Raw genomic sequence first — 23344 nt, forward strand, 5'->3', positions numbered from 1 at the left:
CACCCCTCGCCTCTTCGCCCCGGAAGGCACGCGATGTCCCAGCCCCAGGCCCCCCAGCTCACGACGGCGGACGCGGAGCCCGAGACGCTCCACGTCCGGCGCACGCCGCACTCGCGGACGTACACGCCCGGCTTCTTCGTCAAGGTCGCCATCATGGCGCTCGTCAACGCCCTCGGCGTCTTCATCGTCATCCAGGCGTGGGTGGCGGGGTCGTGGGGGGTGCTCGCGGCCATGGTGGCGCTCATCGTCGCGGCCGACTACGTGTACTTCTCCCGCCGCGCGCTGCCGATGAAGTACATCCTGCCCGGGCTGGCGTTCCTCCTCGTCTTCCAGGTCTTCACCGTCGTCTACACCGGCTACGTCGCGTTCACGAACTACGGCCAGGGCCACAACTCGACCAAGGGCGACGCGATCGAGGCCCTCCTCATCCAGAACGAGCAGCGGGTGGAGGGGTCCAGCTCCTACCCGCTCGCCGTCGTCGAGCGGGACGGCGAGCTCGGCTTCGCCGTCGTCGACGACGGCGTCGTCCGGGCCGGCACCGCGGAGGCGCCGCTCGAGGACGTCGAGGACGCCGTCGTCAGCGACGGGGTCCTCACCGAGGTGCCGGGGTGGGAGCTCGTCGACCGGCAGGAGGTCATCGCCCGGCAGAACGACGTCGTCGCGCTGCGCGTCCCGGTGTCCGACGACGCCGAGCAGGGCTCGATCCGCACGCAGGACGCCCGCAACGGCTTCGTCTACCGCTCGGTCCTCGAGTACGACGAGGCGGCGGACACGATGACGAACCTCGAGACGGGCGTCGTCTACAGCCCGAACGACACCGGCCGGTTCGAGGCGGAGGACGGCTCGACCCTCAACGTCGGGTGGCGCGTGCCCGTGGGCCTGGACAACTTCACGACGGCGTTCGGTGACTCCCGGTACGCCGAGCCGTTCCTCAAGGTGCTCGTCTGGACCTTCGCCTTCGCGATCCTCACCGTGGGCCTGACCTTCTTCCTCGGTCTGTTCTTCGCCCTCGTCCTCAACGACGAGCGGGTCCGCGGCCGCAAGGTCATGCGCGCGCTGCTCATCCTGCCGTACGCCTTCCCCGCCCTCATGTCCTACCTGCTGTGGCGCGGCATGCTCAACACGGACTTCGGCTTCGTCAACCAGGTGATCCTGGGCGGCGCGGAGGTGCCGTGGCTGACGAGCGAGTGGCTCGCCCGCGCCGTCGTCCTCGGGGTCCAGCTGTGGGTGGGCTTCCCGTACATGTTCCTCATCACGACCGGCGCGCTGCAGTCCATCCCCAGCGACGTCACCGAGGCGGCGCGCATCGACGGCGCCGGCCGGCTGCGGATCTTCCGCTCGCTGACCCTGCCGCTCCTGTTCATCGCCGTCGCCCCGCTCCTCATCTCCTCCTTCGCCTTCAACTTCAACAACTTCAACGGCATCGAGATGCTCACCGAGGGCGGGCCGCGGTTCCAGGACACCTCCGTGCCTGTCGGCGCGACCGACATCCTCATCACGATGGTCTACTCCATCTCGGGGCTCGACGGCCGCGCGACGACGAACTACGGCCTCGCCTCGGCCCTGTCGCTCGTCATCTTCCTCATCGTCGCGACGATCTCGGCGATCACGTTCCGCAAGACCCAGGCGCTGGAGGACATCAACTGACATGGCCACCACGACCGTCCCCGGGCGCGCCACCGCCGCGCCGCAGCACCGTCCCAGCCGCCGCCGCTGGTGGAGCGAGGTCGGCTGGCGCTACGTCGTCGCCGCCGCCGCGATCGTCTACGCCGTCTGGCCCATCGTCTACATCGTCTCGGCCTCGCTCGCCGAGCGCGGCACCCTCACCGGGTCGAACGCGCTCTTCGCCGACGTGAGCCCGGCGAACTACGGCAGGCTCGCCGACACCTACTTCTGGACCTGGCTCGCCAACACCCTCGTCATCGCGTCGACGACGGCGGTCGGCACCGTCCTCATGGGCGCGGCGGCCGCGTACGCCTTCTCCCGGTTCCGCTTCCGCGGGCGCCGGGGTGGGCTCATCGCCCTCCTCATCGTCCAGATGTTCCCGCAGCTGCTCGCGTTCGTCGCGATCTTCCTGCTCCTGCTCGTCCTCGGCGACGTCACCCCGGTGCTCGGCCTCAACTCCCGGGTCGCGCTCATCATGGTGTACCTCGGCGGCGCGCTCGGGGTGAACACCTTCCTCATGTACGGCTTCTTCAACACCGTGCCGCGGGAGCTGGACGAGGCGGCGAAGATCGACGGCGCCACCCACGCACAGACCTACTGGACGATCATCCTGCGCCTCGTCGCGCCGATCCTCGCCGTCGTCGCGCTGCTGTCCTTCATCTCGAGCTTCTCCGACTTCCTCCTCGCCAAGCTCATCCTCCAGTCGGAGTCGAAGTGGACGCTGGCCGTGGGGCTCTACCAGTGGGTCTCGGACCAGCTCTCGGCGAACTGGGGACTCTTCGCGGCCGGTGCGACGATCGGCGCGATCCCGATCGTGGTCATCTTCCTCTTCCTCCAGCGCTTCATCGTCTCCGGCCTCACCGCCGGGTCCGTCAAGGGCTGAGCGCCGCCGGCTCCCGGGTCAGCGGCGGGCGCGGGGGTCGCGTTCGCGCGGCTGCGGCTCGAGCCACTGCCACACGGCGGTGCGCGGCGGGAGCAGGAGGCGGCCGCCGGTGCCGGTGGACAGCGGCCCGGAGGACAGCAGCACCTCGCGCTCGGCGGGCAGGGGCACGGCGTCGTCACCGACGTTCACCACGACCAGCATCTCCCCGCTGAGGAAGGCGAGGACGGTGTCCGGCACGGGCCCGTCGAGCTCGTCGACCCAGGCGAGGGGCGCCACCCCGAGGCGGTGGTCGGCGCGCAGGCGCAGGGCGGCGCGGACGGTCTCGAAGCACGAGCCGGTCTGCCCGCGCTGCTCCTCCTTGAGCCGGACGGCGAGGGCGAGGCGCTCGGGCTCGGGGTGCTGGGTGGTCTTGACCGGCATGCCGAGCTCGATGCCCTGGCGCAGGTAGACCGCGCCCGGCATGGCGAGCACGACCAGCGCCGTCGCCAGCGCCAGCTCGGGAGAGCCGGCCTCGAGGACGTCGGGCACGAGCCAGGCGCCGGCGCTGCCGAGGGCGTCGCGGATCCGCAGGCTCTCGGTCACCGACTCGATGACCTGTGGGGGGTCGCCGACGTCGAGGAGGTCGGCGTCGACGAGGTGGTGCAGCCAGTCCTCGTGGAGCATCTCCGCCACCCGGGACTGGGTGGCGGGGCTGAGCCGGGTGGAGAGGATCGGGTCCTCGTAGCGGGCGTGCTCGGCGAGCACGGCGTGCAGCTCGCGGTAGCGGGCGTGGGACACCGGCTCGGAGTCGGTGACCGGGCCGAGGTCGAGGCCGTCGGCGCCACGGCCGAGCCAGTAACGGGCGCAGGCCTCCTCGCGCGGGTCGAGGGGGTCGATGCGGAGCACCACGCGCAGGCCCGTGCGGCGGGCCCGGGCGAGGAGGTCGACGACGGCGTCGATGATCTCCGCGGGCGCCTCGCCCGGCAGCGGAGGGCAGCCGATGCGCACGGCCTGGACACCGAGGCGCGAGACCGCGCGGAGCTGCTCGCCGCGCGCGGCGACCTCGGCGAGGGTGGTGGTGCCGCTGAGGAGGGGCGGCTCGTTGACGTAGACGACGGAGGAGCGCCACCACTCCGGCGAGCCGGCGGGGGCACGGTGGACCAGGCGGGTGGTCACCGTCCCCGGAGTCGCGGCCGTCGTTGGCGCGCTGGGTGCGGGGTCGGTCATGGCGTCATTGTGGCACCAACGGTGGGCCCGGGACCCGTCGACCGCCGGCCCACTCGGGCCGCAGGACGGACATGAGGACCTGGTCGACGCGCTCGTCGTCGTACCGCAGCGCCTGGCGCTCACGGCCCTCGACGACGAAGCCGGCCTTCTCGTACACGCGCAGCGCCCGCGGGTTGAAGGCGTAGACCCCGAGGGCGATCCGGTGCAGGGGCAGGTGGGTGAAGGCGTGGTCGAGCAGCAGCCGGGTGGCCTCGGTGCCGAGGCCGCGGTCCCTGCCGCGCGGACCGATGAGGATGCGGAAGTTGCACGACTCGTTGCCGGGGTCCCAGTCGTTGAGGACCACCTCACCGACCCAGGTGCCGGTGGCGTTGTCCACGACCATGAGGTCGAGCCGGTCCTCGCGGCCGGCGAGCCCGGAGTACCAGGAGCGCAGCCGGGCGGGGTCGTGCTCGGCGGCGCGGGCCTCCTCCTCGCCGTGGACGCTGCCGGTGAGGCGCAGCAGCTCCGGGTCGGTGAGCGCCTCGAGGACGTGGGGCAGGTCCTCCTCGCGGTAGGGGCGCAGGGTGGTGAGGGCGCCGGTGAGGACGGGCTTGAGCGCCCAGGGGGAGGTGGCCACCGCGCTAGCCGAGGTCCGCGCTGAGCCAGCGCTCGGGCTGCATCTCGATGACGACGTGGTCCCCGAGATCACGCCGGGCCATCGCGAGGTAGCCCTCCGCGGCCTCCCCGGACAGATAGCGGTAGGTCATCTCGACGAGGCGCTCGTCGGTCTGGGGCAGCACGCCCGTCACCGGTCCCTCGACGGAGACGTAGCGGACGGTGGGGCGCACGCGCTCGGCCATGAGGCTGAAGCGCCCGGCGGTCGCGATGAGCCGCGCCTTGCGCGACTGCCCGCCGGTGAGCACCCACAGCCGCCCGCCGGGCGTGTACTGGTACCAGAGCGGCACGACGAGCGGGGCCCGGCCCGGCTCGCCCGCCACGGACAGCGCACCGATGTGGGGCTCGGCCAGGAACCGCTCACGGTCCTCACGGGTCAGCACCATGGCCACACGGTAGACCCGGGCACCGACACCGGCGCGGATGGGCGCGGTTTCGCGGCGGCCGGCCATAGGCTCAGGCCCGTGAAGGACTTGGACGCCCCGTACGGCGACGCCGACCGCGAGCGCTGGTGGCAGGAGGAGCCGAAGAACCCCAACCGCACCGCCTTCGAGCGGGACCGCGCCCGCGTGGTCCACTCCTCGGCGCTGCGGCGCCTCGGCGCGAAGACCCAGGTGCTGGGCCCCTCGAGCGACGACTTCGTCCGCACCCGCCTCACCCACTCCCTGGAGGTGGCGCAGGTGGGGCGCGAGCTCGGCAAGACGCTGGGCTGCGACCCGGACGTCGTCGACACGGCGTGCCTGGCCCACGACCTCGGCCACCCGCCCTTCGGGCACAACGGGGAGCGGGCGCTGGACGAGGCCGCGGCGGACATCGGCGGCTTCGAGGGCAACGCGCAGACCCTGCGGCTGCTCACCCGCCTCGAGCCCAAGGCCTTCACCGCGGACGGCACCCCCGTGGGCCTCAACCTCACTCGCGCCAGCCTCGACGCCGCCACGAAGTACCCGTGGCCGGTGGAGGAGGCCCCGAAGAAGCCGGGCGGGCGCCCCTCGCGAAAGTTCGGCGTCTACGCCGACGACCTGCCCGTCTTCACCTGGATGCGGCAGGGGGCGCCCGACCGGCGGCTGTCGATCGAGGGACAGGTCATGGACCTCGCCGACGACATCTCCTACTCGGTGCACGACGTCGAGGACGCCGTCGTGGGCGGACGCATCGACCTCGCGGTGCTGCGCCGGTCCGACCAGCAGGCCGCCGTCGTCGCCCAGACCCGCCAGTGGTACAACCCCGCCGTGTCCGACGACGTCCTCGGCGCGGCGCTCGAGCGACTCGTCGCGCTGCCGGTGTGGCTGGAGTCCTGGAGCGAGAGCCGGCGCGACCGCGCGGCGCTCAAGGACATGACCTCCCAGCTCATCGGCCGCTTCTGCAACGCCGCGCACGACGCCACCCGCGCGCGCTTCGGCGCCGGGCCCCTCACCCGTTACGGCGCCGACCTCGTCGTCCCGGACGACACGCTCGCCGAGATCGTCGTGCTCAAGGGCGTCACCGCCCACTACGTCATGGCGCCGCGGGAGAGTGAGCCCGTCTACCGCCAGCAGCGGACGATGCTCACGCAGATCACCGAGGCGCTCCTCGCCGCGGGGCCCGCCGAGCTCGAGCCGACGTTCGTCGCCGACTGGGAGGAGGCACAGGACGACGGTGCCCGGCTGCGCGTCGTCGTCGACCAGGTCGCCTCCCTCACCGACACCAGCGCCCACACCTGGCACCAGCGCCTCTGCCGCTGACCGCCCCGGGTCCGTCCAGGGGCCGGCACAGACGACCTACACTCGGGGCGTGGCAGGGCTGATCAAGCGGGAGGACATCGCGACCGTCCGCGAGCGCGCCCGCATCGAGGAGGTCGTGGGCGCCCACGTGACGCTCCGCCAGGCGGGTGTCGGCTCGATGAAGGGCCTGTGCCCCTTCCACGACGAGCGCACCCCCAGCTTCCACGTCCGCCCCCAGCTGGGGCTGTGGCACTGCTTCGGCTGCGACGAGGGCGGGGACGTCATCTCCTTCGTCCAGAAGATCGACGGCCTCACCTTCGCCGAGGCCGTCGAGCACCTCGCCGGGCGCACCGGCATCCAGCTGCGCTACGAGGACGGCGGTCCCGCCCGGCCCGGTGGTGACCACGGCCGCCGCCAGCGCCTCATCGACGCCCACCGGGTGGCCGAGGAGTTCTTCCGCGAGCAGCTCCTCACCCCGCCGGCGCAGGCCGGGCGCCGCTTCCTCGCCGAGCGCAGCTTCGACGAGCAGGCCGCGGCCACGTTCGGTGTCGGGTTCGCGCCCCAGGGCTGGGACGGCCTGCTGCGCCACCTGCGCGGCCGCGGCTTCACCGAGCCCGAGCTCATCGCCTCCGGCCTCGTCAGCCAGGGCAACCGCGGTGTCTACGACCGCTTCCGCGGCCGCCTCGTGTGGCCCATCCGCGACGTCACCGGCGACACGATCGGCTTCGGCGCGCGCAAGCTGTCCGAGGACGACCAGGGTCCCAAGTACCTCAACACCCCCGAGACGCCGATCTACAAGAAGTCCTCGGTCCTCTACGGCATCGACCTCGCCAAGCGGGCGATCGCCAAGGACAAGCGGGTCGTCGTCGTCGAGGGCTACACCGACGTCATGGCGGCCCACCTCTCGGGCGTCGGCACCGCGATCGCCACGTGCGGGACCGCCTTCGGTGCCGACCACGTGCGCATCGTGCGCCGCCTGCTCGGGGACAGCGGCGACGCCGCCTCCGGGGTCATGCTCTCCTCCGGCGCCACGCGCGGCGGGGAGGTCATCTTCACCTTCGACGGCGACGAGGCCGGGCAGAAGGCGGCGCTGCGGGCCTTCGGGGAGGACCAGAAGTTCGCCTCCCAGACCTTCGTCGCCGTCGAGCCGAGCGGGATGGACCCGTGCGACCTGCGCCAGCAGCGCGGAGAGGCCGCGGTCCGCGGCCTCGTCGACAGCCGCGAGCCGCTCTTCGCCTTCGCGATCCGCTCGGCGCTGCGGCGGGTGGACCTCAACACCGCCGAGGGCCGCGTCGCCGGCCTGCGGTCCGCCGCCCCCGTCGTCGCCGGGATCCGTGACCGCGCGCTGCGCGCGGAGTACGCGCGTGAGCTCGCGGGCTGGCTCGGGATGGACGAGACGGCGGTGCGGCGCGCCGTCGGCCAGGCCGAGCGGGGTGGGGGCGGCGGGCGCGGGGGAGCGGCCGGCGAAGCGTCGCAGGGCGGACGCGGCGAGCAGGGCGGGCGCTACGGCGGTCCGCCACGCGGCGGACGCGGCGACGACGGCGGCCGGCACCCCGCCGAGCCGGCCTCCGCCCGTCAGGGGTCGCGCCCGGGCCGTGAGGACCCGGTGGCACGCCTCGAGCGGCAGGTGCTCGAGGTCGTCCTCCAGCTGCCGCACCTCGCCCTCAGCGCCGGTTTCGACGACCTCCCGCCGGACACCTTCACCGTCCCCGCCTACCGCGGGGTCCACGACGCGATCCGCGCGGCCGGCGGCACCCGGGCCTACGGGGCCGAACTGGACCGCGCCAGCCCCGAGCGCGGCCGCGCCGACGGTGAGCGGCACGCCGCGAGCTGGTGGACCGAGACGCTGCGGGAGAACTCCGTCGGACCGGTCGCCGGCGTCATCACCGAGCTCGCCGTCGCGCCGCTGCCCGAGGACCGCCCCGAGGCGCTGGGCAACTACGCCCGCGGCGTCCTGCTCTCCCTCATCCAGATGGGCCTGACCCGTCAGATCGCCGACCTCAAGGGCCGGCTGCAGCGCACGCCCCCCGACAGCGAGGAGGCGGTGGCCCTCTTCGGGGAGCTCGTCGCCATGGAGAACCGCCGCCGCGCCCTGCGCGAGGACGCCTGAGCGGCCACATCGTCACCTGACGAAACGCGGGGGCAACTGCGGCGAAACACGCCACTCCTAGCGTGCGGGCAGGGCCCCGGTGGCCCTCGCGCCCCATGCGCGTCCCTGAGACGAGGAGAACCATGCGCACACCCGACACGCGACCCGCCCGACGGCGGGTCGGCCTGCTCGCCGCCACCGCGAGCCTCGCCTGCCTGAGCGTCGCCGCGCCGTCCGCCTTCGGTGTCGTGGTGACACCCGACCCGTCCCCGGCGGTCGTCGAGCTCGGCGTCGCCGACGCCGCCGCCCTCCTCGACTCGGGGGCGACGACGTCCGTCGCGCTCGTCGGGCGCTACCTCGAGCGCATCTCGATGTACGACGACGCGTACGACGACCAGCCCGGCCTCTCCTCGGTCATCACGGTCAACGAGAACGCGCTCGCGGAGGCGGCGGCCCTCGACGCCGAGCGTGCCGCCGGCCGGGTCCGCGGCCCGCTCCACGGCGTGCCGGTCGTCGTCAAGGACAACTACGACACCGGGGACATGCCGACGTCCAACGGCTCGGTGGCGCTCGCGGACTTCCAGCCGCCGGACGACGCGACGCAGGTCGAGCGGCTCCGCGCGGCCGGCGCGATCGTCGTCGCCAAGACCAACCTCCACGAGTTCGCCGCCGGCATCACGAGCATCAGCTCCCTCGGCGGGCAGACCCGCAACCCCTACGACCAGACGCGCAACCCCGGCGGCAGCAGCGGCGGCACCGGCGCGAGCGTGGCGGCGAGCTTCGCGACGGCGGGACTCGGGTCCGACACGTGCGGCTCCATCCGCATCCCGGCCGCCCAGAACAACCTCGTCGGGCTGCGCCCGACGATGGGCCTGCTGAGCCGGGACGGGATCGCCCCGATGTCCGACACCCAGGACGTCGGCGGGCCCATCGCCAAGACCGTCGAGGACGTCGCGATCTTCCTCGACGCGACCGTCGGCTACGACCCCAAGGACCCGGTGACCGCCCGCTCCGAGGGCCTGCTCCCCGAGTCCTACCTCGACTCCCTCGCCCCCGACGCGCTCGAGGGCCGGACGATCGGCCTGCTCGTCAACCCGGAGTACCTCGGGGTCACCCCCGCGGAGGAACCCACCAGCGCGCTCGTGCGCGCGGCGGCGGCCGACCTCGAGGACCAGGGCGCGACCGTCGTCGAGGTCGAGATGCCCCAGGAGTACGTCGACGCGATCGCCCAGTCCGGCGTCATCGGCGACGAGTTCAAGCGTGACCTCAACACCTACCTCGCGCAGGACGGGGCCCGGTGGCCGCAGGGGCTGGCGGCGCTGACCGCCCCCGCGGACGTGCTCACGCTCTCCGACATCATCGCGAGCGGTGACGTCACGCCCACGGTGCTCACGAGCCTCGAGCGTTTCGACGCCGCGCCGGAGATGCCGAGCCCGGAGTACCTCGAGCGGCTGGAGAAGCAGGAGCTGGCCCGCGAGATCCTCACCTCGACCTTCGAGGAGGGGGGCATCGACGCCCTCGCCTACCCGACGATCCGGCAGGTCGCCCAGCCGGTCGGGGAGTCCCAGCCCGGCACCAACTGCGCCTCCTCGGCGCAGACCGGCTTCCCCTCGCTCACCGTGCCGGCCGGTTTCACCGACGCCGGGCTGCCCGTCGGCCTCGAGCTCATGGGGCTGCCGTTCAGCGAGCCCGAGCTGCTCGCGATGGCCTTCGACTACGAGCAGGCCACCGGCCACCGCACCGCGCCGGCGAGCACACCGGAGATCGCGGCCCCCGAGCCGGAGCCGACCGAGCCGGAGCCGGAGCCGACCGAGCCGCAGCCGACCGAGCCGGAGCCGACGGAGCCCGCACCGACCGTGCCCGAGCCCACCGAGCCCGCGCCGGAGCCCACCGCGCCGCCGGCCGCGGACCCGGCTCCTGTCGCCCCTGCCACCGGCGGGTCGCTCGCGAGCACCGGAGCCGGGGTGGGGGTGGCCGCCGCAGCCGCGGCCCTGCTCCTCGCCGGCGGGCTCGCCGCGGCCGGCCTGCCCGCGCTGCGCCGCCGGCTCGGGGGCACCCGCTGACCGTGCCCGGGTCGGGGCGGCCTCCGGTGCCCCCCGACCCGGGACCCCGACGGTGTCGACGCCGGCTGGGCGCCGGGCGCACAATGAGCCTCCCCACCACAGGGAGCTCCGATGCGACCCGTGTACCGGCCTCTCCAGCTCGCCCTCGCCGCCGTCGGCGTGGTCTTCCTGCTCGTCTACCCGCTGGCGGCGGTGTGGCCCGCCGGCTGGCAGTGGCACACCGGGCCGCCGCACGACTCGGAGTACTTCCTCATGGTCGTCGGCCTCTACGCGACGCTGGGGATCTTCCTCCTGCGGGCCGCCGGTGACCCGCTGGCGCACACCAGCCTGCTGTGGTTCACGGTCTGGTCCAGCGTGGTCCACGCCGTCGTCATGGCGGCGCTCGCGGCGGGCGAGCCGCTCCACCGTGGACACCTGTGGGGCGACGTCGCCGGGCTGCTCCTCGTCGCCGTCGTGCTCACGGTGCTCCTGAGGCGGGCGGTCGGTGCGCGGGTCGCGGCGCAGACCACGTGAGCGCTCAGCCGTGCCAGCCGCGCTCGACGTCGACGACGAGCGCCCGGTGGTCGGAGATCCCGGTGGCCACGGAACGGGCCTCCCCGGCGGCCCGGACCGCGCCCTCGGCGAGGATGTGGTCGATCTGCCGGTCGGGGTGGGTGACGGGGAAGGTGAGCGCGTCCGCGAGGGACCGCCAGCCGGTCGCGACGGTGGGCCGCGAGCCCGCCATGTTGAGGTCGCCCATGATGACGGCCGGCCTCGGCATCTCCGCCAGGGCGGCGACGAGCCGCTCGAGCTGGACCCTCGTCCAGTCGGGGATGAAGGTGAGGTGGGTGGAGACCGCCGTCATCGGTCCCTCGGGCGTCTCGACGACGGCAACGACGGCGACGCGCGGCTCGTCGGTCACCATCGTCGGTTCGGTCGCACCCTCGAAGACGACGGGCACCTCGCCGTGCATGGCCTCGAGCGGGATGACGGTCCACGAGCTCACCGGCCAGCGGGACAGGAGCGCGACGCCGTAGCTCGCGGTGCCCGGCTGGAGGTCGCCCGTGGCGGCGGACCACGCCGTCGGGAGGCCCGCGAGGGTCGCCGCGAAGCGGTGCTCGACGGCACCCATCGCCTCCGCGGCGATCGTCGTGAGGTCCGCACCGTGGGAGCGGGGCTGGTCGCGGTCCACCTCCTGCAGGGCGAGGATGTCGGCGTCCAGGGTCCGGACCGCACGCGCGTAACGGTCCAGGTCCACCGCGTCGTCGACGAGGGACCGTCCGTGCAGGATGTTGAAGGTGGCCAGGCGCATGGCCTCGATTGTGGTTCTCACGGTGCAGGAGCGCACACCCTCGTGTAGACCCGTGCCATGGCAGACGAGGAACGAGAGGCGCTGCACGACGCGCTGCGGATGGCGGCGGTCGCGCTGACGGAGGCGGAGATCCCCTTCGCGCTGTGCGGCAGCTACGCCGCCTGGGTGCGCGGTGCACCGGAGCCGGAGCACGACGCCGACTTCGTCATCAAGGAGGAGCACATCGACCAGGCGCGCGCCGCGATCGGCGCTGCGGGGCTCGATGTCCACGAGCCGCCGGAGAACTGGCTGTTCAAGGCGTACCACAAGGGCCAGCTCGTCGACGTGCTCTACCGGATGTCCGGGGAGCCGGTGCACGACGAGCTCTTCGAGCGGGCCGACGTGCTCGAGGTGCTGGCCGTGCGGATGCCGGTGCTCAGCGCCACCGACGTGCTGTCCTCCAAGCTGCGGGTGCTGGGGGAGCACTACTGCGACTTCGGCCGGCTGCTGCCCTTCACCCGGGCCCTGCGTGAGCAGATCGACTGGGAGCGGGTGCGCGACGAGGTGTCCTACAGCCCCTACGCGCGGGCCTTCCTGCAGCTGGTGGAGGACCTCCAGATCGTGGAGCCGGCCCAGGTCGGCTGAGCCGGCGGGTCAGCCCTGCTGGGCGAGGCGGGTGAGCTCGGCGGGGGAGAGCGGGCGCTCGTAGGGGTCGGGGCGCGGATCGGGGATGTCGGGGGAGGCCCAGGCGAGCAGGCGCAGGACGTGCTCCTCGTCGTCGAGGACGGCGGGGCCTGCGGGCGCTCCGAGCTCGGTCAGGCACTCGCCGATCGCCGGGTCGTCGCCCGGGTCGCCGAGCGGGAGGAAGTAGGCGGACCATGCGGCGAGGAAGCCGGCGAGGCTGGTGCCGAGGACCGCGAGGTCCGGCTCCTCGGAGGGCGAGCCCATCACGACGACGAGCGTGCGGCGTGCGTCGGGCACCACCCAGACGCCGAGCACCTCGTCACCGCCGGTGCCGCCCAGGACGAGCAGCTCCTCGGGCACCGGCCAGCCCTCCGCGCGCAGCTGCCGCGAGGCGGTGGTGACGCCCTCGCCGTCCGGCGCGACGAGCGGGTGGAGCACAAGGTCCCCGGAGGCCAGCGCCATCCCGTCGCACGCGGCGTAGAGATCACGGACGTCCTGAGGCAGCGGGAACCCGAGCTCGGACTCGGCGCGGGCGAGGAGTCTCTCGTCGACCGGCGCGCCAAGGTCGACGTGGGCTCCCGCGGCACGCCACGCGCGCAGGACCCGGGCGATGTCAGGTGTGGTCACGAGAGCAGTGTGCCGGACGGGTCGTTCGGCACGTCGGACCGCTCCGTCGAGCAGACGGCGTGAGCCGGGGACGACCCGCCCCGCGCTGGTGGGCGATCCGTCCTGATGTGTCCAGATTGTCGCCGGCGTTTCGCGTGCTGTGCGTCACAGGTGGCGTCTACGACTTCCGTAGGAAGAGTTCTGCTACTAATGTAGGACTACGCCGCCCCGGATCCCGGGTTCCTCCTTCTCCCCCCAGAGGTAGGAACGCCGCCCGGGGCGGTGCTTTCATGTCCATGCCGCCGGTGCCTCCCCGGGACGGGGCCGAGGCTTACAGGTGCTCCTCCGTGCCGCCGTCGTCCTCGATGGCGACGCGGAGCCGCGCCTGCTGGAACTCGTACTGTGCGGCGACGACGTCACGCCAGGACGACGCGCGCGCGGCGCTGGCCTGCGAGGTTGCCGCGCTCATCGGTTGCTCGCCCATGGGTCTCCCTCCCGGTGGGTGCCGGCGCCACCGCCCGTGGCGCCGATCAACCGCTGACTGCAACGTAACCTGCCGGGGCGTAAAACCGAGGCTCCCCGGGGAAAACTCACGCCTGCGCACGAGCCGGGCCCCTCCGAAGGAAGGAGGTGTGCCACATGCGGTCGTCGTCGGGCCGGTCGTCGTCGGGCCGGGCCAGGAGGCCCGCAACCTGCCGCGCGGGCGGGGCGGGAGAACGAGGGTGCCCCAGGTGGGGCTTGAACCCACGACCGACGGATTATGAGTTCGTTCCGGCCGTCCCGTCGATTCCCGCGCGGTCGCATCTGTGCAGGCCAGATAGGGATCGAGTGGGGCGCTCTTGCCGCCTATCCCCGCCCGTTCCCGCGCTTCTGGGGGGCAAGGTGGGGGGCACAGGGAGGACATGCGCGAAGCCTGAGCAGCACTACTGAGGGACTGCGGCTGGGTCTGCGCCGCCACGGAGGTGGTGGAGGGGGTCACTGTGGACCTGTGGCAGGACCGTGCAGGCAACCGGTGTGCGGTTCACGCTCACCCCGCCCATGGGACTGGGAAGCCATCGGCGCCACCACATGCGGGTCTGGTCCCACTGGAGGTCAAGCGCGGCGGTCCCGCCCTCAGCCGGTACGCCCGCCTCGGCTATTAGGGCCTGCTCGCCGCTCCCATTGCCCGGTTCCGGGAGGCTGGACGGCAGGGGGCGTTGCGGTTGCAGAACCCGCCAGGGTGTCCGGATCGACTCGACGCCGAGTGGCATCATGCGGGACTCGATGCTCAGCAGGGAACAACTGTTCGTGAGGTGCCACGCTGAACTTGCGGGGTAACCACGGCGTGGCCGACACGGGTAGCGCACTAGCCTGGTGGCATGACCCTGGACAACCCTGCAGCCCGTCTCCATGCGATTCTCACAGCTGTTAAAGCTCAGGAGGGCGGCGGTACCTCGTTCATCACTGCGTGGACAACGGTGCTTGGCGGTGACAGCACGACGGTTACCCGAAGCATGGTTAGGGTTGCGGGCCTTCTCGCGGACATCGAGCGCCTCGTCGACAGGATCGAGGACGAGCGCATCACGACTCTCTACGAACACTATTCGCCAGAATGGCGCCGAAGCGTGCTGATGCCGAACGGGAATTGGTCGGCCGCTAAGGGGGAACTCGTCGACGCGGGGGCGCTTGCCTCGCTCGGCGCGCTGTCCAGCCTGCTCTCTGTGCTCGGTTCGGAAGGCAGCGCGCCCGATGGCGAGACGCTTGGTGCCCTGAGGGAATCACTGGACGAGGCGCTCGGCGCCGTCCGCGGAGACCAGACCCTCCCTCCAGAGATAAAGCGGCTCCTCGTCGCGAGGCTCCACGACATGTTGTGGGCGATCGACCACCTAAACGTCATGGGACCGGAGGGCGTTAAGGCGGCGGCCGAGCGTCTTGCGGGCGCTGTAGCCGTCGACCCGGCTTTGCGAGACCACCACCCGGCGGTTGCGAAGGTGCTAACGGTCGCCGGGCGTATTTGGAGCGCCTTCACTTTCGCCGGTCAGGTGACTGAGGCTATCGAGGGCTGGGAGACGGTAGCCACCAGGCTGATCGGCAACTGAGCATCCGTTCGCGGTCGCGTGTGGCAATCTCTGGAACCCATTGTTCGGGATCGACAAAGCGCGGCAGGCCGCCCCGTCCTACTAGGCGTGGCCTGCCGCGTTCCCCTTATCGGTTCAGGGGCTTGCCTGCCGCGTCCACAGGGATGGAGCGGTACGTCATGCTGTCCGTGGCCTCGCCCCGGAAATCGGGGACCTTCCGCAGCACCCGACGGGTCTCCTCCCGGGGCGCCTTGGGGCGGTGGCTGTCGGCCTCCACGCGGAACGCCTCCAGGACCTTGGCCGCCACAGTCGGCTCGGGAAGCTCCTCCCACACCGAGACGGTCCCGGCGGCCACACGCGGGTCCGTCAACGTCGGAGGGGCACTGCCAGCGCCCTTGAACCGTCGCCCGGCCGGGACGCCCTCCAGCACCCACGTCCGGGCGCGCGTTGCGCGGAAGTAGGTGTCACGGGCGGCCAGCAGCGCATCCACGGCGGCCTCGTACGCCTCGGCGGCATCCTCCACCGGCTGGTCCACAGCCTGGGCGGCACGCTCGGTGTCCCGCAGGAGGGCCATCACCGCCTGCTCCTGCTGCTCCAACGCCTGGGAGAGGACCCTGGCGCGGTTCCTTGCCGCCTCCAGGTCCTTCTCCCACTTCACGGTGTGCTTGCGCCCAGGGTCCTTGCCACCTGACCTCAGGGCCTCCGCCTGGGCGGCATCGTCGGCCTTCATGGCGTCAGCCTTGCCGCGCTCCAGCGCCTCCAGGACAGGGCCGTGGGCACGCCGCTGCGTCTCCAGGTCGCTGTACGCCTGAACGGCGTCGGTGTACTCGCTCCAACCTGCCAGGGCCGGGAACTTGGTCGTCGTCATCGGTCTCTCCATTCATCTCGGTCAGACACCGCGCACCGTGAACCGGTCGCGGCCCATCCCGCCGTCCCGAGGTTTCGGCACAGCGGGCACCTGAAGCCCCGAAGTGGTCTCCAGCCAGTCCTCACGCTCCGGTCGGCGCCGCGCGCAGCGGCCCACCGTCACGTCGTCATGCAGGCCCAGCGCCGCCAGCGACAGCGCCATGGCCAAGTCCCCCGGGTGGCCGTCCGCGCCACCGATCCGCACCCCGCCGTTCTCCGTGGGCGTCGCCTCCAACGCGGACAGTTCCCGCAACAGCTGGGGGTGGTCCGGCAGCACCAGCTGGTGGTTCGACAGCAACCCGGCCAGCCGGGAGAACGCCAGTTCCTTCGACCGCTGGGTGGTCGTCACCGCCTGCACCCGTCCAGGCAGGCGCGCCAGCAGCGCCTCCGTGGGGGCGGCGCCGACCCCGTTGGACTCGGAGAACACCATGGTCACGTCGTACGCGCCCATGCGCGGCACAATCGTCCGGCCCTGGGTCGGGCCTGTCAGGTACGCCCGTGCCCTCGCCTCCGGGCCGATTGCCGCCGTCTGGAAGATGAGGTCCTGCTGGTCCGCGTAGGACCGCTGGGACGTCTCTACCCACGGCACGAACAGCACCGGGTCCGGGTTGCGGCCACCGTCGTCCAGCGCGCCGATCATCGCCAGCGCGTGGGAGTCCCTGGCGCGGCCCCAGTCGGCGCCCAGCAGCACCGCACCGCCCACGGCCTTGGCAGGCTCGAGCAGCCGGTAGGGCGCCACCGCGTCCAGAAGGTCCGTTCGGGCGAACAGACCGCTACCGCCGTCCACGAACTCCGCGTCGAACTCGGCCCGGAACCGCAGCGGCGGCATCGTCGCCTTCATCTGCGCCACGAATGCCGCGCTGATCCACGACGCCCGCGACAACGGCCACCGATGCACCGCCACGTCCGGCCGATCCATCGTCGCGAACGCATGGAACGCGCCCGACGCCTCCCACGGCGTGCTTGCCAGCACCACCCGGGCACCGTCACGCGCCGCCGTCGTCGGCAGCGCCGCCCCGTAGATCAGGTCATCGCTGATGAACGACGCCTCATCCAGCAGCAGCAGGTCCACCGACCAGCCACGCACCTGTCGCTCCGACGCCGGAACCGCACGGATCACCGACCCGTTCGCGAACGTCACCTGCCCCGCGCCCTCATCCAGCACCGCACCTGTCAGCAGCGGGTGAGTCAGCATCCCCCGAACTGTCGCCAGCAGCCGCCGCGCCGCGTCCTCACCCGCGCTCACGACAAGCGTCATGTGCTCGCGCCGAGTCAACGACCGATGCACCGCCAGCACCGACAGCGAACGAGACTTCCCCGTCTGCCGAGGCGCTAGCAGCACCGTCGTCGGCTGCTTTAGGCTTAGCGCCCCAACCTGCCAGTCCTCCAGCGGGACACCCACCGTCCGCGCGAACACGCCCAGGTCCTCACGCGCCGCCAGCAGGTCAGCCTTCATCGACACCCGCGCGTTACGCCCCACGGTCGCCGCGCTCATGCCAGGCTCCCGTGCATGGACAACGAAAGCGCCACGCCAGAGTCTGCCGCCCTGACCCCACAGGAGGTGCTACTCCGAACTGAGCAGACTCTCGACAACCTCAACGGGAAGATTGCCGACGCGTTGAAAGCCCGCGAAGCCGCGCGCAAGAGCGGTGACCCTGTGCGGATGCGGGCAGCCGACGAGCACCTCGGACTCCTCCGAGACCTGTCCACCCACCTGTTCGCCCACGCCAACGCCATGCGGACCGATAGAGACTTCCACGACCGCCGCGAGTACAGCGAGGTCGCCAAGGCGCAGGCGCGCCAGGTCGCCATCGCTACATGGGTCCTCTCCGCTGCCACGGTCGTCCTCGCCCTCGCCACCGTCGGCCTCATCTGGGCCACCCTCGCGGGCTGACTACTCACCATCGGTTTCCACCTCCACGTCGTCGTCCTGCTGCGCCTCACGCGCCCTGTCCTCGGCCTCCCACACCTGGAGCAGCGACACCTGCTGCACCGCCACATCACGGCCCAGACGCGCCCTACTGAGAGGCGTCAGGCCCAACTCCTGCCGCTGCCTGTCCGCGCTCCGCTCCAGCCGCTCCAGCAGCTTCGTCGCGCCCCTCACAGCCCCCTCCCCGTCCAGTTCAGGGACACCGTGCTCAGGGACCGTGCGCTCCAGCCACGACTCCACCCGCTCGATGCGGGCCAGCGTCGTGGCATAGGCCATCAGCGCCGGGCGGTATGACCGCTCAGCGAGGTACGCGGGAAGGGCGTCGTCCTCGGCCAGGTCAGTGGCAATCTCCAGGGCGCGGGGCCTCACCAGCCGGTCCGACTGCGCCCCGTGCGTCACGGTGAGCATGTGGCCCTTCTGGAACGGTGGGCGCTGGCCCGGGAACGCCGGGACCCAGCCCTCCGACGCGTCAGCCACGGCGGCCTCCAGTGGTGCTCAGGCCCTCCACGCTGGGGGACAGGTGGGGGACAGTCCCGCGTCCTTGCAGGTCAGCGGGCTGACGAGAGGCCGGGACGGATTGGTAATCCGTGGGCGTGGCCTCCAGCGCGTTGAGCCTGGCGGCCACGGCGTCCTGACGAGCAGCCACTAGCGCGAGGAGGTCCACGCACGCGTGCGGCATCCCTCCACGACGCCAGGGCCACGGCGAGACAGCGACGGTCCGCGCTGTGCTGGTGGTCATCTCCCTGTCCTTCCTGGGGTGGGTGTCGAATGTGTCGAAAGTGTCGAAAGCGCAGGTCACTGGGGATTCCCCACCTTTGTTGTGTCGAAAGGGAGCGGTGGTGTGTCGTATCCGGGTTCTTCGGTTTCGACACTTTCGACACTTTCGACAGGGGTGTAGAGGCCTCGGCCGGCCTTCCTGATGCGTCCTTTATCGGCAAGGCGTCCGAGGTACTGGCCTGCGTCCTTGCCACTGATGGCGAGCATGGTGGCGACGGCTGCCGGTGCGATGCCCTCGGGGTGGTCGCCGACGATGGCGACGATCTGTGCGGAGCGGTCACCTAGGTTCTCGGTGGCGCGGGTCTGCTGTGCGGCTCGGGCGGCGTCTGCGAGGGTGTCGCCGGTGAGGGTCCAGGTGCCGTCGTCTACACGGGCGGCGTACTCGCCTTCGGGCACGTCGCGTCCGGTGACGCGGAGGATGCCGTCTCCCTCGTTGCGGTTCCTGGAGAGGCTGAGGGTGAAGTCAGCTGCGCCGTTCAGGCCGTTGGTGCCGCTGGTGGAGTCCATCCAGTCCTCGGACCCTGCTTTGCGGGTGTGGTGGACGACGAGCAGGCACGCGCCGGGGTGCGCGTCTACGAGGCGCTTCAGGCCACTGCCCACGCGGTAGTCCCGCTGGTACGCGCCTTCGCCGGGGTGGGCTTGGGGCATGACCTTGCCGAGGGTGTCCAGGATGACCAGGGGCCGCTGGCTCCCGTAGACGCTGAGCCATGCGGCGATGAGGTCGAGCACCTCGTTCGGGGTGGCCTCGGTGACGTAGTGCAGGGCCTGGGGGATGCTGTCGGCGCCCTTCAGCAGGGTGCGGGCGCGTCCCTGCAAGCGACGGTCGCCGTCCTCCAGGGCGAGCAGCAGCACGGGGCGCGGCTCCCCGGTGGGCACCTTTCCGAACGCGCGTCCACCTGCGGCGACGGCCAGGGCGATGCCGAGGGTTGCCCATGACTTTCCGGCCTTCGGTGGGCCGGTGAACAGGCCGAAGCCCTCGGGGATGAGGCCGTGGACCGCCCATGCGAGCGGCGGGAACTTCTGGGCGTCCAGCCACGCGCCGGACCGGATGCGCTGGAGGATGGCGGGACGAGCATCACCGCTGCTGTTCAGGGGAACAGCGCACCCACAGTCGATGCGGACGACGGCGTGCTGGTCGCACCAGGTGGCCGTGTCGTTGTCGTAGCTGACGCTCACGGGAGGTCTCCCGCCGTCGCGTACTTCCCGGACGCGGTGGCCTGGGCGATGCTCTCCCAGTACGCCTCGGAGGCCGAAAGGATGGCCTGCTCGAACGCGGCGAGGGTCCGAGGGCTGGTGCTCGCCTGGACTTCGACGGCTGTCACGCCGGACTCGGCCAGGCGGCGCCCGATCAGTTCAGGGACGCCCGCCTCCCAGGAGCCCAGGCCGTAGATGGAGAGGCGGACGGTGCTGCCCTCGGTAAGGTTCCACCGGGCGCGCCGGACGTTCTCCAGGCTGAGGCGGCCGCCGCGCTCGGGGCGCAGGGGCAGGTAGATGGTGGTGCTGACCCGCATGGGGGCATGCTGCTTGCTCATGCTGACTTCCCTCAGCTCGTCACTTCCTGGGTGATGTGAGGGCCTGTCGTGGTTGGGAGGGCGCCGACTTCGTAGGGCAGGCCGACGAGGCCGAGCAGTAGGGGGGTGGGAACGCGGCGGTGGCCACTCACCTGGATGGTGGGAAGGTCCCCGGCGTCGGCGGCGCGGTAGGCGGCCGACTTGCTCATGCCGAGGAAGGCCCCGGCGGTGGTGATCGTCGTCGTGGTGACGCGGCGCAGGTCCGCGACAGACGGGGCGGCACTCATCGGTGCTCGTCCATGAGGCTGTCCAGGATGGCCCCGTACCGGAGAGCGGCGGCGCCGTGGGGTAGGCGTTCGCCCGACTCCCACCGAGCAAGGGACCGTGCCGAGACCTTCGCGGCGCGAGCCACCTCCGTTCGGGTAAGACCAGCACCGATGCGGACGGCGCGTGCTGAGCCGGACCGGACCAGGGCGCGCACGCGCTTCAGCGCCAGCAGGTCCGTCGTGGGGTTCTCCATGGCACCGACGCTAGGGCAGGTCTGTCCGCATCGGGACCACATGCGTACCGACACGTCAGGCCGCCAGCCAAGCGGTACGCAATCGGTACGCATCTTGGCAGGACCGCTATTGGACCGTATGCTGTCTGTATGCGTACTGAAAGGCAGAAGGATGGGCCTGCTGGGCCGTTCTCGTTTCAGTGGTCCGATGCCTCAGGGGTCGCCTGGGACGTCGAAGGCCAGTGGACCGTGATCGGCGGCCGGGTGGAGTGCTCAGCGCTCACGATGGACAGTCACGGGCGGGGCCGCATTACGTCCACGGTGGTCCGCCAGGTAGAGGCGGAGGTCCGGCGCTGGCGCGAGGTCAGGGCCGAGAAGGTGCGGCGCACGGCTCGCATGGGTGGCGAGGTCGGGCGGCGCGCCTCCCGGCAGGTGCCCGCCTACGACCAAGGCAGAGCGCCCGAGGGCGCGCGAGGTGTTCCGCGGGATGACGCTGCCTGGCACCGGCGAGCGGTGGCGATGCGGCAGGCGTGGGACGAGCGCAGGCCGATGCTCCAGGCCCTCAGGGAATTGGAACCGGGCTTCACCGAAGCGACGTACAGGAAGCGGATCGACAGGACGCGGGCATGGGACCGCGAGCACGGGCCGGGCCTGCTGAACGGCGTCGGACGTGCGCGAGACGAGCGGAAGGGCCAGGCATGAGCCAGGGAAGGGGTCCCAGCGGGACCATCAGGAAGAAGGAGGGGCGGGCGCTGCCGTGGTTCCCGGTCGTCCGCTACTACGACGACGCCGGGGTGCGGAAGGAACGGTGGCTGCCCGGCTGCAAGACCGAGGCGACGGCCAAGCGTGCCCTACGGGCCGCGCTCACGGCTCAGGACAACAAGACGTGGAAGCCCTCCACCGAGCGCCTGACGGTCCGCGAGTACCTGGAGGAGCGGTGGCTGCCGAGCCTGGACGGGCTGCGGGACACCACCGTGGCGTCCTACCGGCTGCACGTCCGCGCCTACATCGTCCCCAGCCTGGGGGTGCGCCGCCTGGACCAGGTGACCGGCCAGGACCTCGGAGCGTTCTATGCCCAGCTGCGGAAGTCGGGCGGCAAGGGCGGCAAGGCGCTCGCACCGGCCACCGTGGCGCGCGTCCACGCCACCGTCTCGCGGGCGTTCCGTGACGCCGTGGAACTGGGCATGATCGCCGTCAGCCCGGCCCGGCAGGTGCCCACCATCCAGAGGCCCAAGCAGACCCGCCCCGGTGGGTCGAAGCTGCGCTACTGGACCGAGGTCCAGTTGCAGGCGTTCCTGGGCGGTGCCGAGGACCACCGACTGTTCCCGCTGCTGCACCTGGCGGCGCACACCGGGATGCGGCGCGGGGAACTGTGCGGGCTGCGGTGGGAGGACGTGGACCTGGAGGGCGCGACCCTAGCCGTGCGCCAGACGAGGACGAGCGCGGCGCGCGCGGACGGCGAGCCGGGAACCGTGGTCATCGTCGGTGAGCCGAAGTCCGGCAAGGGCCGAGGCATCGCCCTGGGCCAGGACACGGTGGCGGTGCTCAGGGCGTGGCGGAAGCGTCAGGCCGAGGAGCGCATGGCGTTCCCGGGGCCGTGGCCTGGCCACGGGCTGGTGTTCACGACGGAGGACGGGCAGCCGCCGCACCCCGACACTGTGTCGGGGACGTTCGACGCCATGCTGGTGACCTCCGGACTGCCGACGATCACGCTTCACGGGCTGCGGCACACGCACGCCACCATCCTGCTGAAGGCCGGGGTGCCGGTGAACGTGGTTCAGGAACGCCTGGGACACGCGTCGGCCACGGTGACGCTGAACTACTACAGCCACGTCATGCCGGATCAGCAGGCGCTGGCAGCGGCCAGTTTCGCGGCGGCGTTGGGGGGCGCAGGGGCGGTCCCACAGTGACTGGGGGACGGACTGGGGGACAGAACGGCCTGTTCCGGCGAACAGTGAGGGTTACAACGCCCTCAACTGCGGTTATGCGGTGCCCCAGGTGGGGCTTGAACCCACGACCGACGGATTATGAGTCCGCTGCTCTGACCGGCTGAGCTACTGGGGCGCGGGCGACCCGGGCCGCCACGGCCCGGCAATCCTAGCGGGCAGCCGTCGGGATACCGTGAGGGCGTGCCGATCTTCCGTCGCTCCGCTCGCCTGCCCGACGCCGTCGCCGCGCACCTGCCCAGGGGTGACCGGCCGCTCGCCTTCGCCGCGATGACCAACGGCTCCTTCGCCGTCGTCGCCCGTGACGCGCTGATCGTCGTCGGTGAGGACGGGCTGGGGCAGCGCACCGCGTGGCACGAGATCGAGAACGGCTCGTGGGACGGGGACACCCGCACCTTCACGATCACCTGGGCCGACCGGGAGCGCCGGGACCAGGTGCTCGTCCTCGAGTCCGACGACGTCGAGGTCCTCACCTCCGCCCTGCGGGAACGCGTCCAGGCCTCCGTCGTCCACCACGAGACGATCGAGGTGGGTGGCACCCGCGTGCGGGCGATCGTCCGCCGTCGCGAGGACGGGAGCCTGTACTCGCAGGTCACCGCCTTCGGTCCGCTGCCCCGCGGCGAGGACGCCGACCGCGAGATCGACGCTCTCGAGCGCCGGGTCCGTGAGGCGGTCGGTCTCACCGGCTGAAGTGCGGCCCACCTCACAGCCGGGGCGCCCGCCGGCGGCTCCCGGATCACGCCGTCGTCCTGTTAGAGTCGAGCCGCACGATCCCGCGTAGCTCAATTGGCAGAGCATCCGACTGTTAATCGGACGGTTACTGGTTCGAGTCCAGTCGCGGGAGCAGGCAAGGCCCGGAACCGCACGCGGTCCCGGGCCTTTGTGCTTCCCGCGCTCG

Annotated in this window: 25 protein-coding genes and 2 tRNA genes; 13 read left to right on the plus strand and 14 right to left on the minus strand. The window is 71.9% G+C overall.

Translation table 11 applies throughout. The features are described 5' to 3' along the window. Nucleotides 1–33: 33 nt before the first annotated feature. Together GD632_RS10100 and GD632_RS10105 are read left to right on the plus strand one after the other, a co-directional pair. The gene (locus GD632_RS10100; RefSeq protein WP_152191690.1) at nt 34–1647 is read left to right on the plus strand and encodes an ABC transporter permease subunit; all 1614 of its coding nucleotides are present in this window, start codon (nt 34–36) and stop codon (nt 1645–1647) included. Nucleotide 1648: 1 nt separating this feature from the next. Beyond that, nucleotides 1649–2548 (plus strand): sugar ABC transporter permease, encoded by a 900-nt coding sequence (locus tag GD632_RS10105; protein ID WP_152191693.1) that lies wholly within the window; start codon nt 1649–1651, stop codon nt 2546–2548. 18 nt (nt 2549–2566) lie between these two features. Here the strand turns inward: GD632_RS10105 and GD632_RS10110 are convergent, their stop codons facing one another. Genes GD632_RS10110 through GD632_RS10120 form a run of 3 tightly spaced genes read right to left on the minus strand, consistent with a single transcriptional unit; the run spans nt 2567 to nt 4794 of the window. Continuing rightward, nucleotides 2567–3754, minus strand: a complete 1188-nt coding sequence (locus tag GD632_RS10110) for a DUF3459 domain-containing protein (protein ID WP_152191695.1) — start codon at nt 3752–3754, stop codon at nt 2567–2569. Nucleotides 3755–3758: 4 nt separating this feature from the next. Next, complete coding sequence (locus GD632_RS10115) at nt 3759–4370, minus strand: GNAT family N-acetyltransferase (RefSeq protein WP_152191697.1); 612 nt, start codon at nt 4368–4370, stop codon at nt 3759–3761. Between the two features lie 4 nt (nt 4371–4374). Further along, nucleotides 4375–4794, minus strand: a complete 420-nt coding sequence (locus GD632_RS10120) for a pyridoxamine 5'-phosphate oxidase family protein (protein WP_152191699.1) — start codon at nt 4792–4794, stop codon at nt 4375–4377. A gap of 78 nt (nt 4795–4872) precedes the next feature. Here GD632_RS10120 and GD632_RS10125 point away from each other — a divergent pair, with 78 nt between their 5' ends. From GD632_RS10125 to GD632_RS10140, 4 genes are all read left to right on the plus strand, one after another. Next, nucleotides 4873–6129, plus strand: a complete 1257-nt coding sequence (locus tag GD632_RS10125) for a deoxyguanosinetriphosphate triphosphohydrolase (protein WP_152191701.1) — start codon at nt 4873–4875, stop codon at nt 6127–6129. A 49-nt stretch (nt 6130–6178) separates the two neighbouring features. Further along, nucleotides 6179–8218, plus strand: a complete 2040-nt coding sequence (gene dnaG / locus GD632_RS10130; RefSeq protein ID WP_152191703.1) for a DNA primase — start codon at nt 6179–6181, stop codon at nt 8216–8218. A 122-nt stretch (nt 8219–8340) separates the two neighbouring features. Further along, a complete protein-coding gene (locus tag GD632_RS10135) occupies nt 8341–10260 on the plus strand; it encodes an amidase family protein (protein ID WP_152191705.1) in 1920 nt (639 codons plus the stop codon). Between the two features lie 111 nt (nt 10261–10371). Next, the gene (locus GD632_RS10140; RefSeq protein ID WP_152191708.1) at nt 10372–10773 is read left to right on the plus strand and encodes a DUF6632 domain-containing protein; all 402 of its coding nucleotides are present in this window, start codon (nt 10372–10374) and stop codon (nt 10771–10773) included. Between the two features lie 4 nt (nt 10774–10777). Here GD632_RS10140 and GD632_RS10145 read toward each other — a convergent pair whose 3' ends face one another. After that, nucleotides 10778–11551, minus strand: coding sequence for an endonuclease/exonuclease/phosphatase family protein (locus GD632_RS10145; RefSeq protein ID WP_152191930.1), 774 nt, complete (start codon nt 11549–11551; stop codon nt 10778–10780). A 57-nt stretch (nt 11552–11608) separates the two neighbouring features. On the opposite strand from GD632_RS10145, the gene GD632_RS10150 reads away from it, so the two are divergent. Then, nucleotides 11609–12175: a nucleotidyltransferase family protein gene (locus tag GD632_RS10150; protein ID WP_152191711.1), complete on the plus strand. Its 567-nt coding sequence runs from the start codon at nt 11609–11611 to the stop codon at nt 12173–12175. A 9-nt stretch (nt 12176–12184) separates the two neighbouring features. Here GD632_RS10150 and GD632_RS10155 read toward each other — a convergent pair whose 3' ends face one another. Together GD632_RS10155 and GD632_RS16015 are read right to left on the minus strand one after the other, a co-directional pair. Next, nucleotides 12185–12841: an SMI1/KNR4 family protein gene (locus tag GD632_RS10155; RefSeq protein WP_152191713.1), complete on the minus strand. Its 657-nt coding sequence runs from the start codon at nt 12839–12841 to the stop codon at nt 12185–12187. A gap of 310 nt (nt 12842–13151) precedes the next feature. Continuing rightward, complete coding sequence (locus tag GD632_RS16015; RefSeq protein ID WP_193311434.1) at nt 13152–13304, minus strand: hypothetical protein; 153 nt, start codon at nt 13302–13304, stop codon at nt 13152–13154. 874 nt (nt 13305–14178) lie between these two features. Here GD632_RS16015 and GD632_RS10160 point away from each other — a divergent pair. Further along, nucleotides 14179–14898, plus strand: a complete 720-nt coding sequence (locus GD632_RS10160) for a hypothetical protein (RefSeq protein ID WP_152191715.1) — start codon at nt 14179–14181, stop codon at nt 14896–14898. Nucleotides 14899–15004: 106 nt separating this feature from the next. On the opposite strand, the gene GD632_RS10165 is transcribed toward GD632_RS10160, so the two are convergent. Both GD632_RS10165 and GD632_RS10170 read right to left on the minus strand, forming a co-directional pair. Then, nucleotides 15005–15745 (minus strand): hypothetical protein, encoded by a 741-nt coding sequence (locus GD632_RS10165; RefSeq protein WP_152191717.1) that lies wholly within the window; start codon nt 15743–15745, stop codon nt 15005–15007. Between the two features lie 21 nt (nt 15746–15766). Further along, a complete protein-coding gene (locus GD632_RS10170) occupies nt 15767–17278 on the minus strand; it encodes a terminase large subunit domain-containing protein (protein ID WP_152191720.1) in 1512 nt (503 codons plus the stop codon). Nucleotides 17279–17446: 168 nt separating this feature from the next. On the opposite strand from GD632_RS10170, the gene GD632_RS10175 reads away from it, so the two are divergent. Then, complete coding sequence (locus GD632_RS10175) at nt 17447–17677, plus strand: hypothetical protein (RefSeq protein ID WP_152191723.1); 231 nt, start codon at nt 17447–17449, stop codon at nt 17675–17677. On the opposite strand, the gene GD632_RS10180 is transcribed toward GD632_RS10175, so the two are convergent. From GD632_RS10180 to GD632_RS16485, 5 genes are all read right to left on the minus strand, one after another. Beyond that, a complete protein-coding gene (locus tag GD632_RS10180; RefSeq protein ID WP_193311435.1) occupies nt 17678–18121 on the minus strand; it encodes a hypothetical protein in 444 nt (147 codons plus the stop codon). 387 nt (nt 18122–18508) lie between these two features. After that, complete coding sequence (locus GD632_RS10185; protein ID WP_226924795.1) at nt 18509–19666, minus strand: AAA family ATPase; 1158 nt, start codon at nt 19664–19666, stop codon at nt 18509–18511. After that, a complete protein-coding gene (locus GD632_RS10190; protein ID WP_152191725.1) occupies nt 19663–20022 on the minus strand; it encodes a hypothetical protein in 360 nt (119 codons plus the stop codon). Before GD632_RS10190 ends, GD632_RS10185 begins: the two co-directional genes overlap by 4 nt. 11 nt (nt 20023–20033) lie before the next feature. Then, entirely contained in the window at nt 20034–20288 is a 255-nt protein-coding gene (locus tag GD632_RS16020) for a MerR family transcriptional regulator (protein ID WP_193311436.1), read from the minus strand. Next, entirely contained in the window at nt 20285–20614 is a 330-nt protein-coding gene (locus GD632_RS16485; protein WP_152191728.1) for a helix-turn-helix domain-containing protein, read from the minus strand. Before GD632_RS16485 ends, GD632_RS16020 begins: the two co-directional genes overlap by 4 nt. A gap of 36 nt (nt 20615–20650) precedes the next feature. Between GD632_RS16485 and GD632_RS10205 the strand changes: the two genes are divergently transcribed. Together GD632_RS10205 and GD632_RS10210 are read left to right on the plus strand one after the other, a co-directional pair. Then, nucleotides 20651–21202 carry a hypothetical protein gene (locus GD632_RS10205; protein WP_152191730.1) on the plus strand — a complete coding sequence of 184 codons (552 nt, stop codon included), beginning with the start codon at nt 20651–20653 and terminating at the stop codon, nt 21200–21202. Beyond that, entirely contained in the window at nt 21199–22410 is a 1212-nt protein-coding gene (locus tag GD632_RS10210; protein WP_193311438.1) for a tyrosine-type recombinase/integrase, read from the plus strand. Before GD632_RS10205 ends, GD632_RS10210 begins: the two co-directional genes overlap by 4 nt. Before the next feature lie 80 nt (nt 22411–22490). On the opposite strand, the gene GD632_RS10215 is transcribed toward GD632_RS10210, so the two are convergent. Further along, nucleotides 22491–22564, minus strand: a tRNA-Ile gene (locus GD632_RS10215). A 65-nt stretch (nt 22565–22629) separates the two neighbouring features. Between GD632_RS10215 and GD632_RS10220 the strand changes: the two genes are divergently transcribed. After that, nucleotides 22630–23136, plus strand: a complete 507-nt coding sequence (locus GD632_RS10220) for a hypothetical protein (RefSeq protein ID WP_226924796.1) — start codon at nt 22630–22632, stop codon at nt 23134–23136. A gap of 81 nt (nt 23137–23217) precedes the next feature. Then, a tRNA-Asn gene (locus GD632_RS10225) sits at nt 23218–23290 on the plus strand. Nucleotides 23291–23344: the final 54 nt, after the last annotated feature.

This window comes from Georgenia satyanarayanai, assembly GCF_009193135.1.
Classification (GTDB): Bacteria; Actinomycetota; Actinomycetes; order Actinomycetales; family Actinomycetaceae; genus Oceanitalea; species Oceanitalea satyanarayanai.

Coding starts and splice junctions, on each gene's coding strand:
- GD632_RS10160 (WP_152191715.1), top strand. CDS start 14,179: ATGACCCTGGACAACCCTGCAGCCCGTCTCCATGCGATTCTCACAGCT.
- GD632_RS10205 (WP_152191730.1), top strand. CDS start 20,651: ATGCGTACTGAAAGGCAGAAGGATGGGCCTGCTGGGCCGTTCTCGTTT.
- GD632_RS16485 (WP_152191728.1), bottom strand. CDS start 20,614: ATGCGTACCGATTGCGTACCGCTTGGCTGGCGGCCTGACGTGTCGGTA.
- GD632_RS10105 (WP_152191693.1), top strand. CDS start 1,649: ATGGCCACCACGACCGTCCCCGGGCGCGCCACCGCCGCGCCGCAGCAC.
- GD632_RS10150 (WP_152191711.1), top strand. CDS start 11,609: ATGGCAGACGAGGAACGAGAGGCGCTGCACGACGCGCTGCGGATGGCG.
- GD632_RS10100 (WP_152191690.1), top strand. CDS start 34: ATGTCCCAGCCCCAGGCCCCCCAGCTCACGACGGCGGACGCGGAGCCC.
- GD632_RS10190 (WP_152191725.1), bottom strand. CDS start 20,022: ATGAGCAAGCAGCATGCCCCCATGCGGGTCAGCACCACCATCTACCTG.
- GD632_RS10170 (WP_152191720.1), bottom strand. CDS start 17,278: ATGAGCGCGGCGACCGTGGGGCGTAACGCGCGGGTGTCGATGAAGGCT.
- GD632_RS10175 (WP_152191723.1), top strand. CDS start 17,447: ATGCGGGCAGCCGACGAGCACCTCGGACTCCTCCGAGACCTGTCCACC.
- GD632_RS10140 (WP_152191708.1), top strand. CDS start 10,372: ATGCGACCCGTGTACCGGCCTCTCCAGCTCGCCCTCGCCGCCGTCGGC.
- GD632_RS16020 (WP_193311436.1), bottom strand. CDS start 20,288: ATGAGTGCCGCCCCGTCTGTCGCGGACCTGCGCCGCGTCACCACGACG.
- GD632_RS10135 (WP_152191705.1), top strand. CDS start 8,341: ATGCGCACACCCGACACGCGACCCGCCCGACGGCGGGTCGGCCTGCTC.
- GD632_RS10120 (WP_152191699.1), bottom strand. CDS start 4,794: ATGGTGCTGACCCGTGAGGACCGTGAGCGGTTCCTGGCCGAGCCCCAC.
- GD632_RS10165 (WP_152191717.1), bottom strand. CDS start 15,745: ATGACGACGACCAAGTTCCCGGCCCTGGCAGGTTGGAGCGAGTACACC.
- GD632_RS10110 (WP_152191695.1), bottom strand. CDS start 3,754: ATGACCGACCCCGCACCCAGCGCGCCAACGACGGCCGCGACTCCGGGG.
- GD632_RS10180 (WP_193311435.1), bottom strand. CDS start 18,121: ATGCTCACCGTGACGCACGGGGCGCAGTCGGACCGGCTGGTGAGGCCC.
- GD632_RS16015 (WP_193311434.1), bottom strand. CDS start 13,304: ATGGGCGAGCAACCGATGAGCGCGGCAACCTCGCAGGCCAGCGCCGCG.
- GD632_RS10210 (WP_193311438.1), top strand. CDS start 21,199: ATGAGCCAGGGAAGGGGTCCCAGCGGGACCATCAGGAAGAAGGAGGGG.
- GD632_RS10145 (WP_152191930.1), bottom strand. CDS start 11,551: ATGCGCCTGGCCACCTTCAACATCCTGCACGGACGGTCCCTCGTCGAC.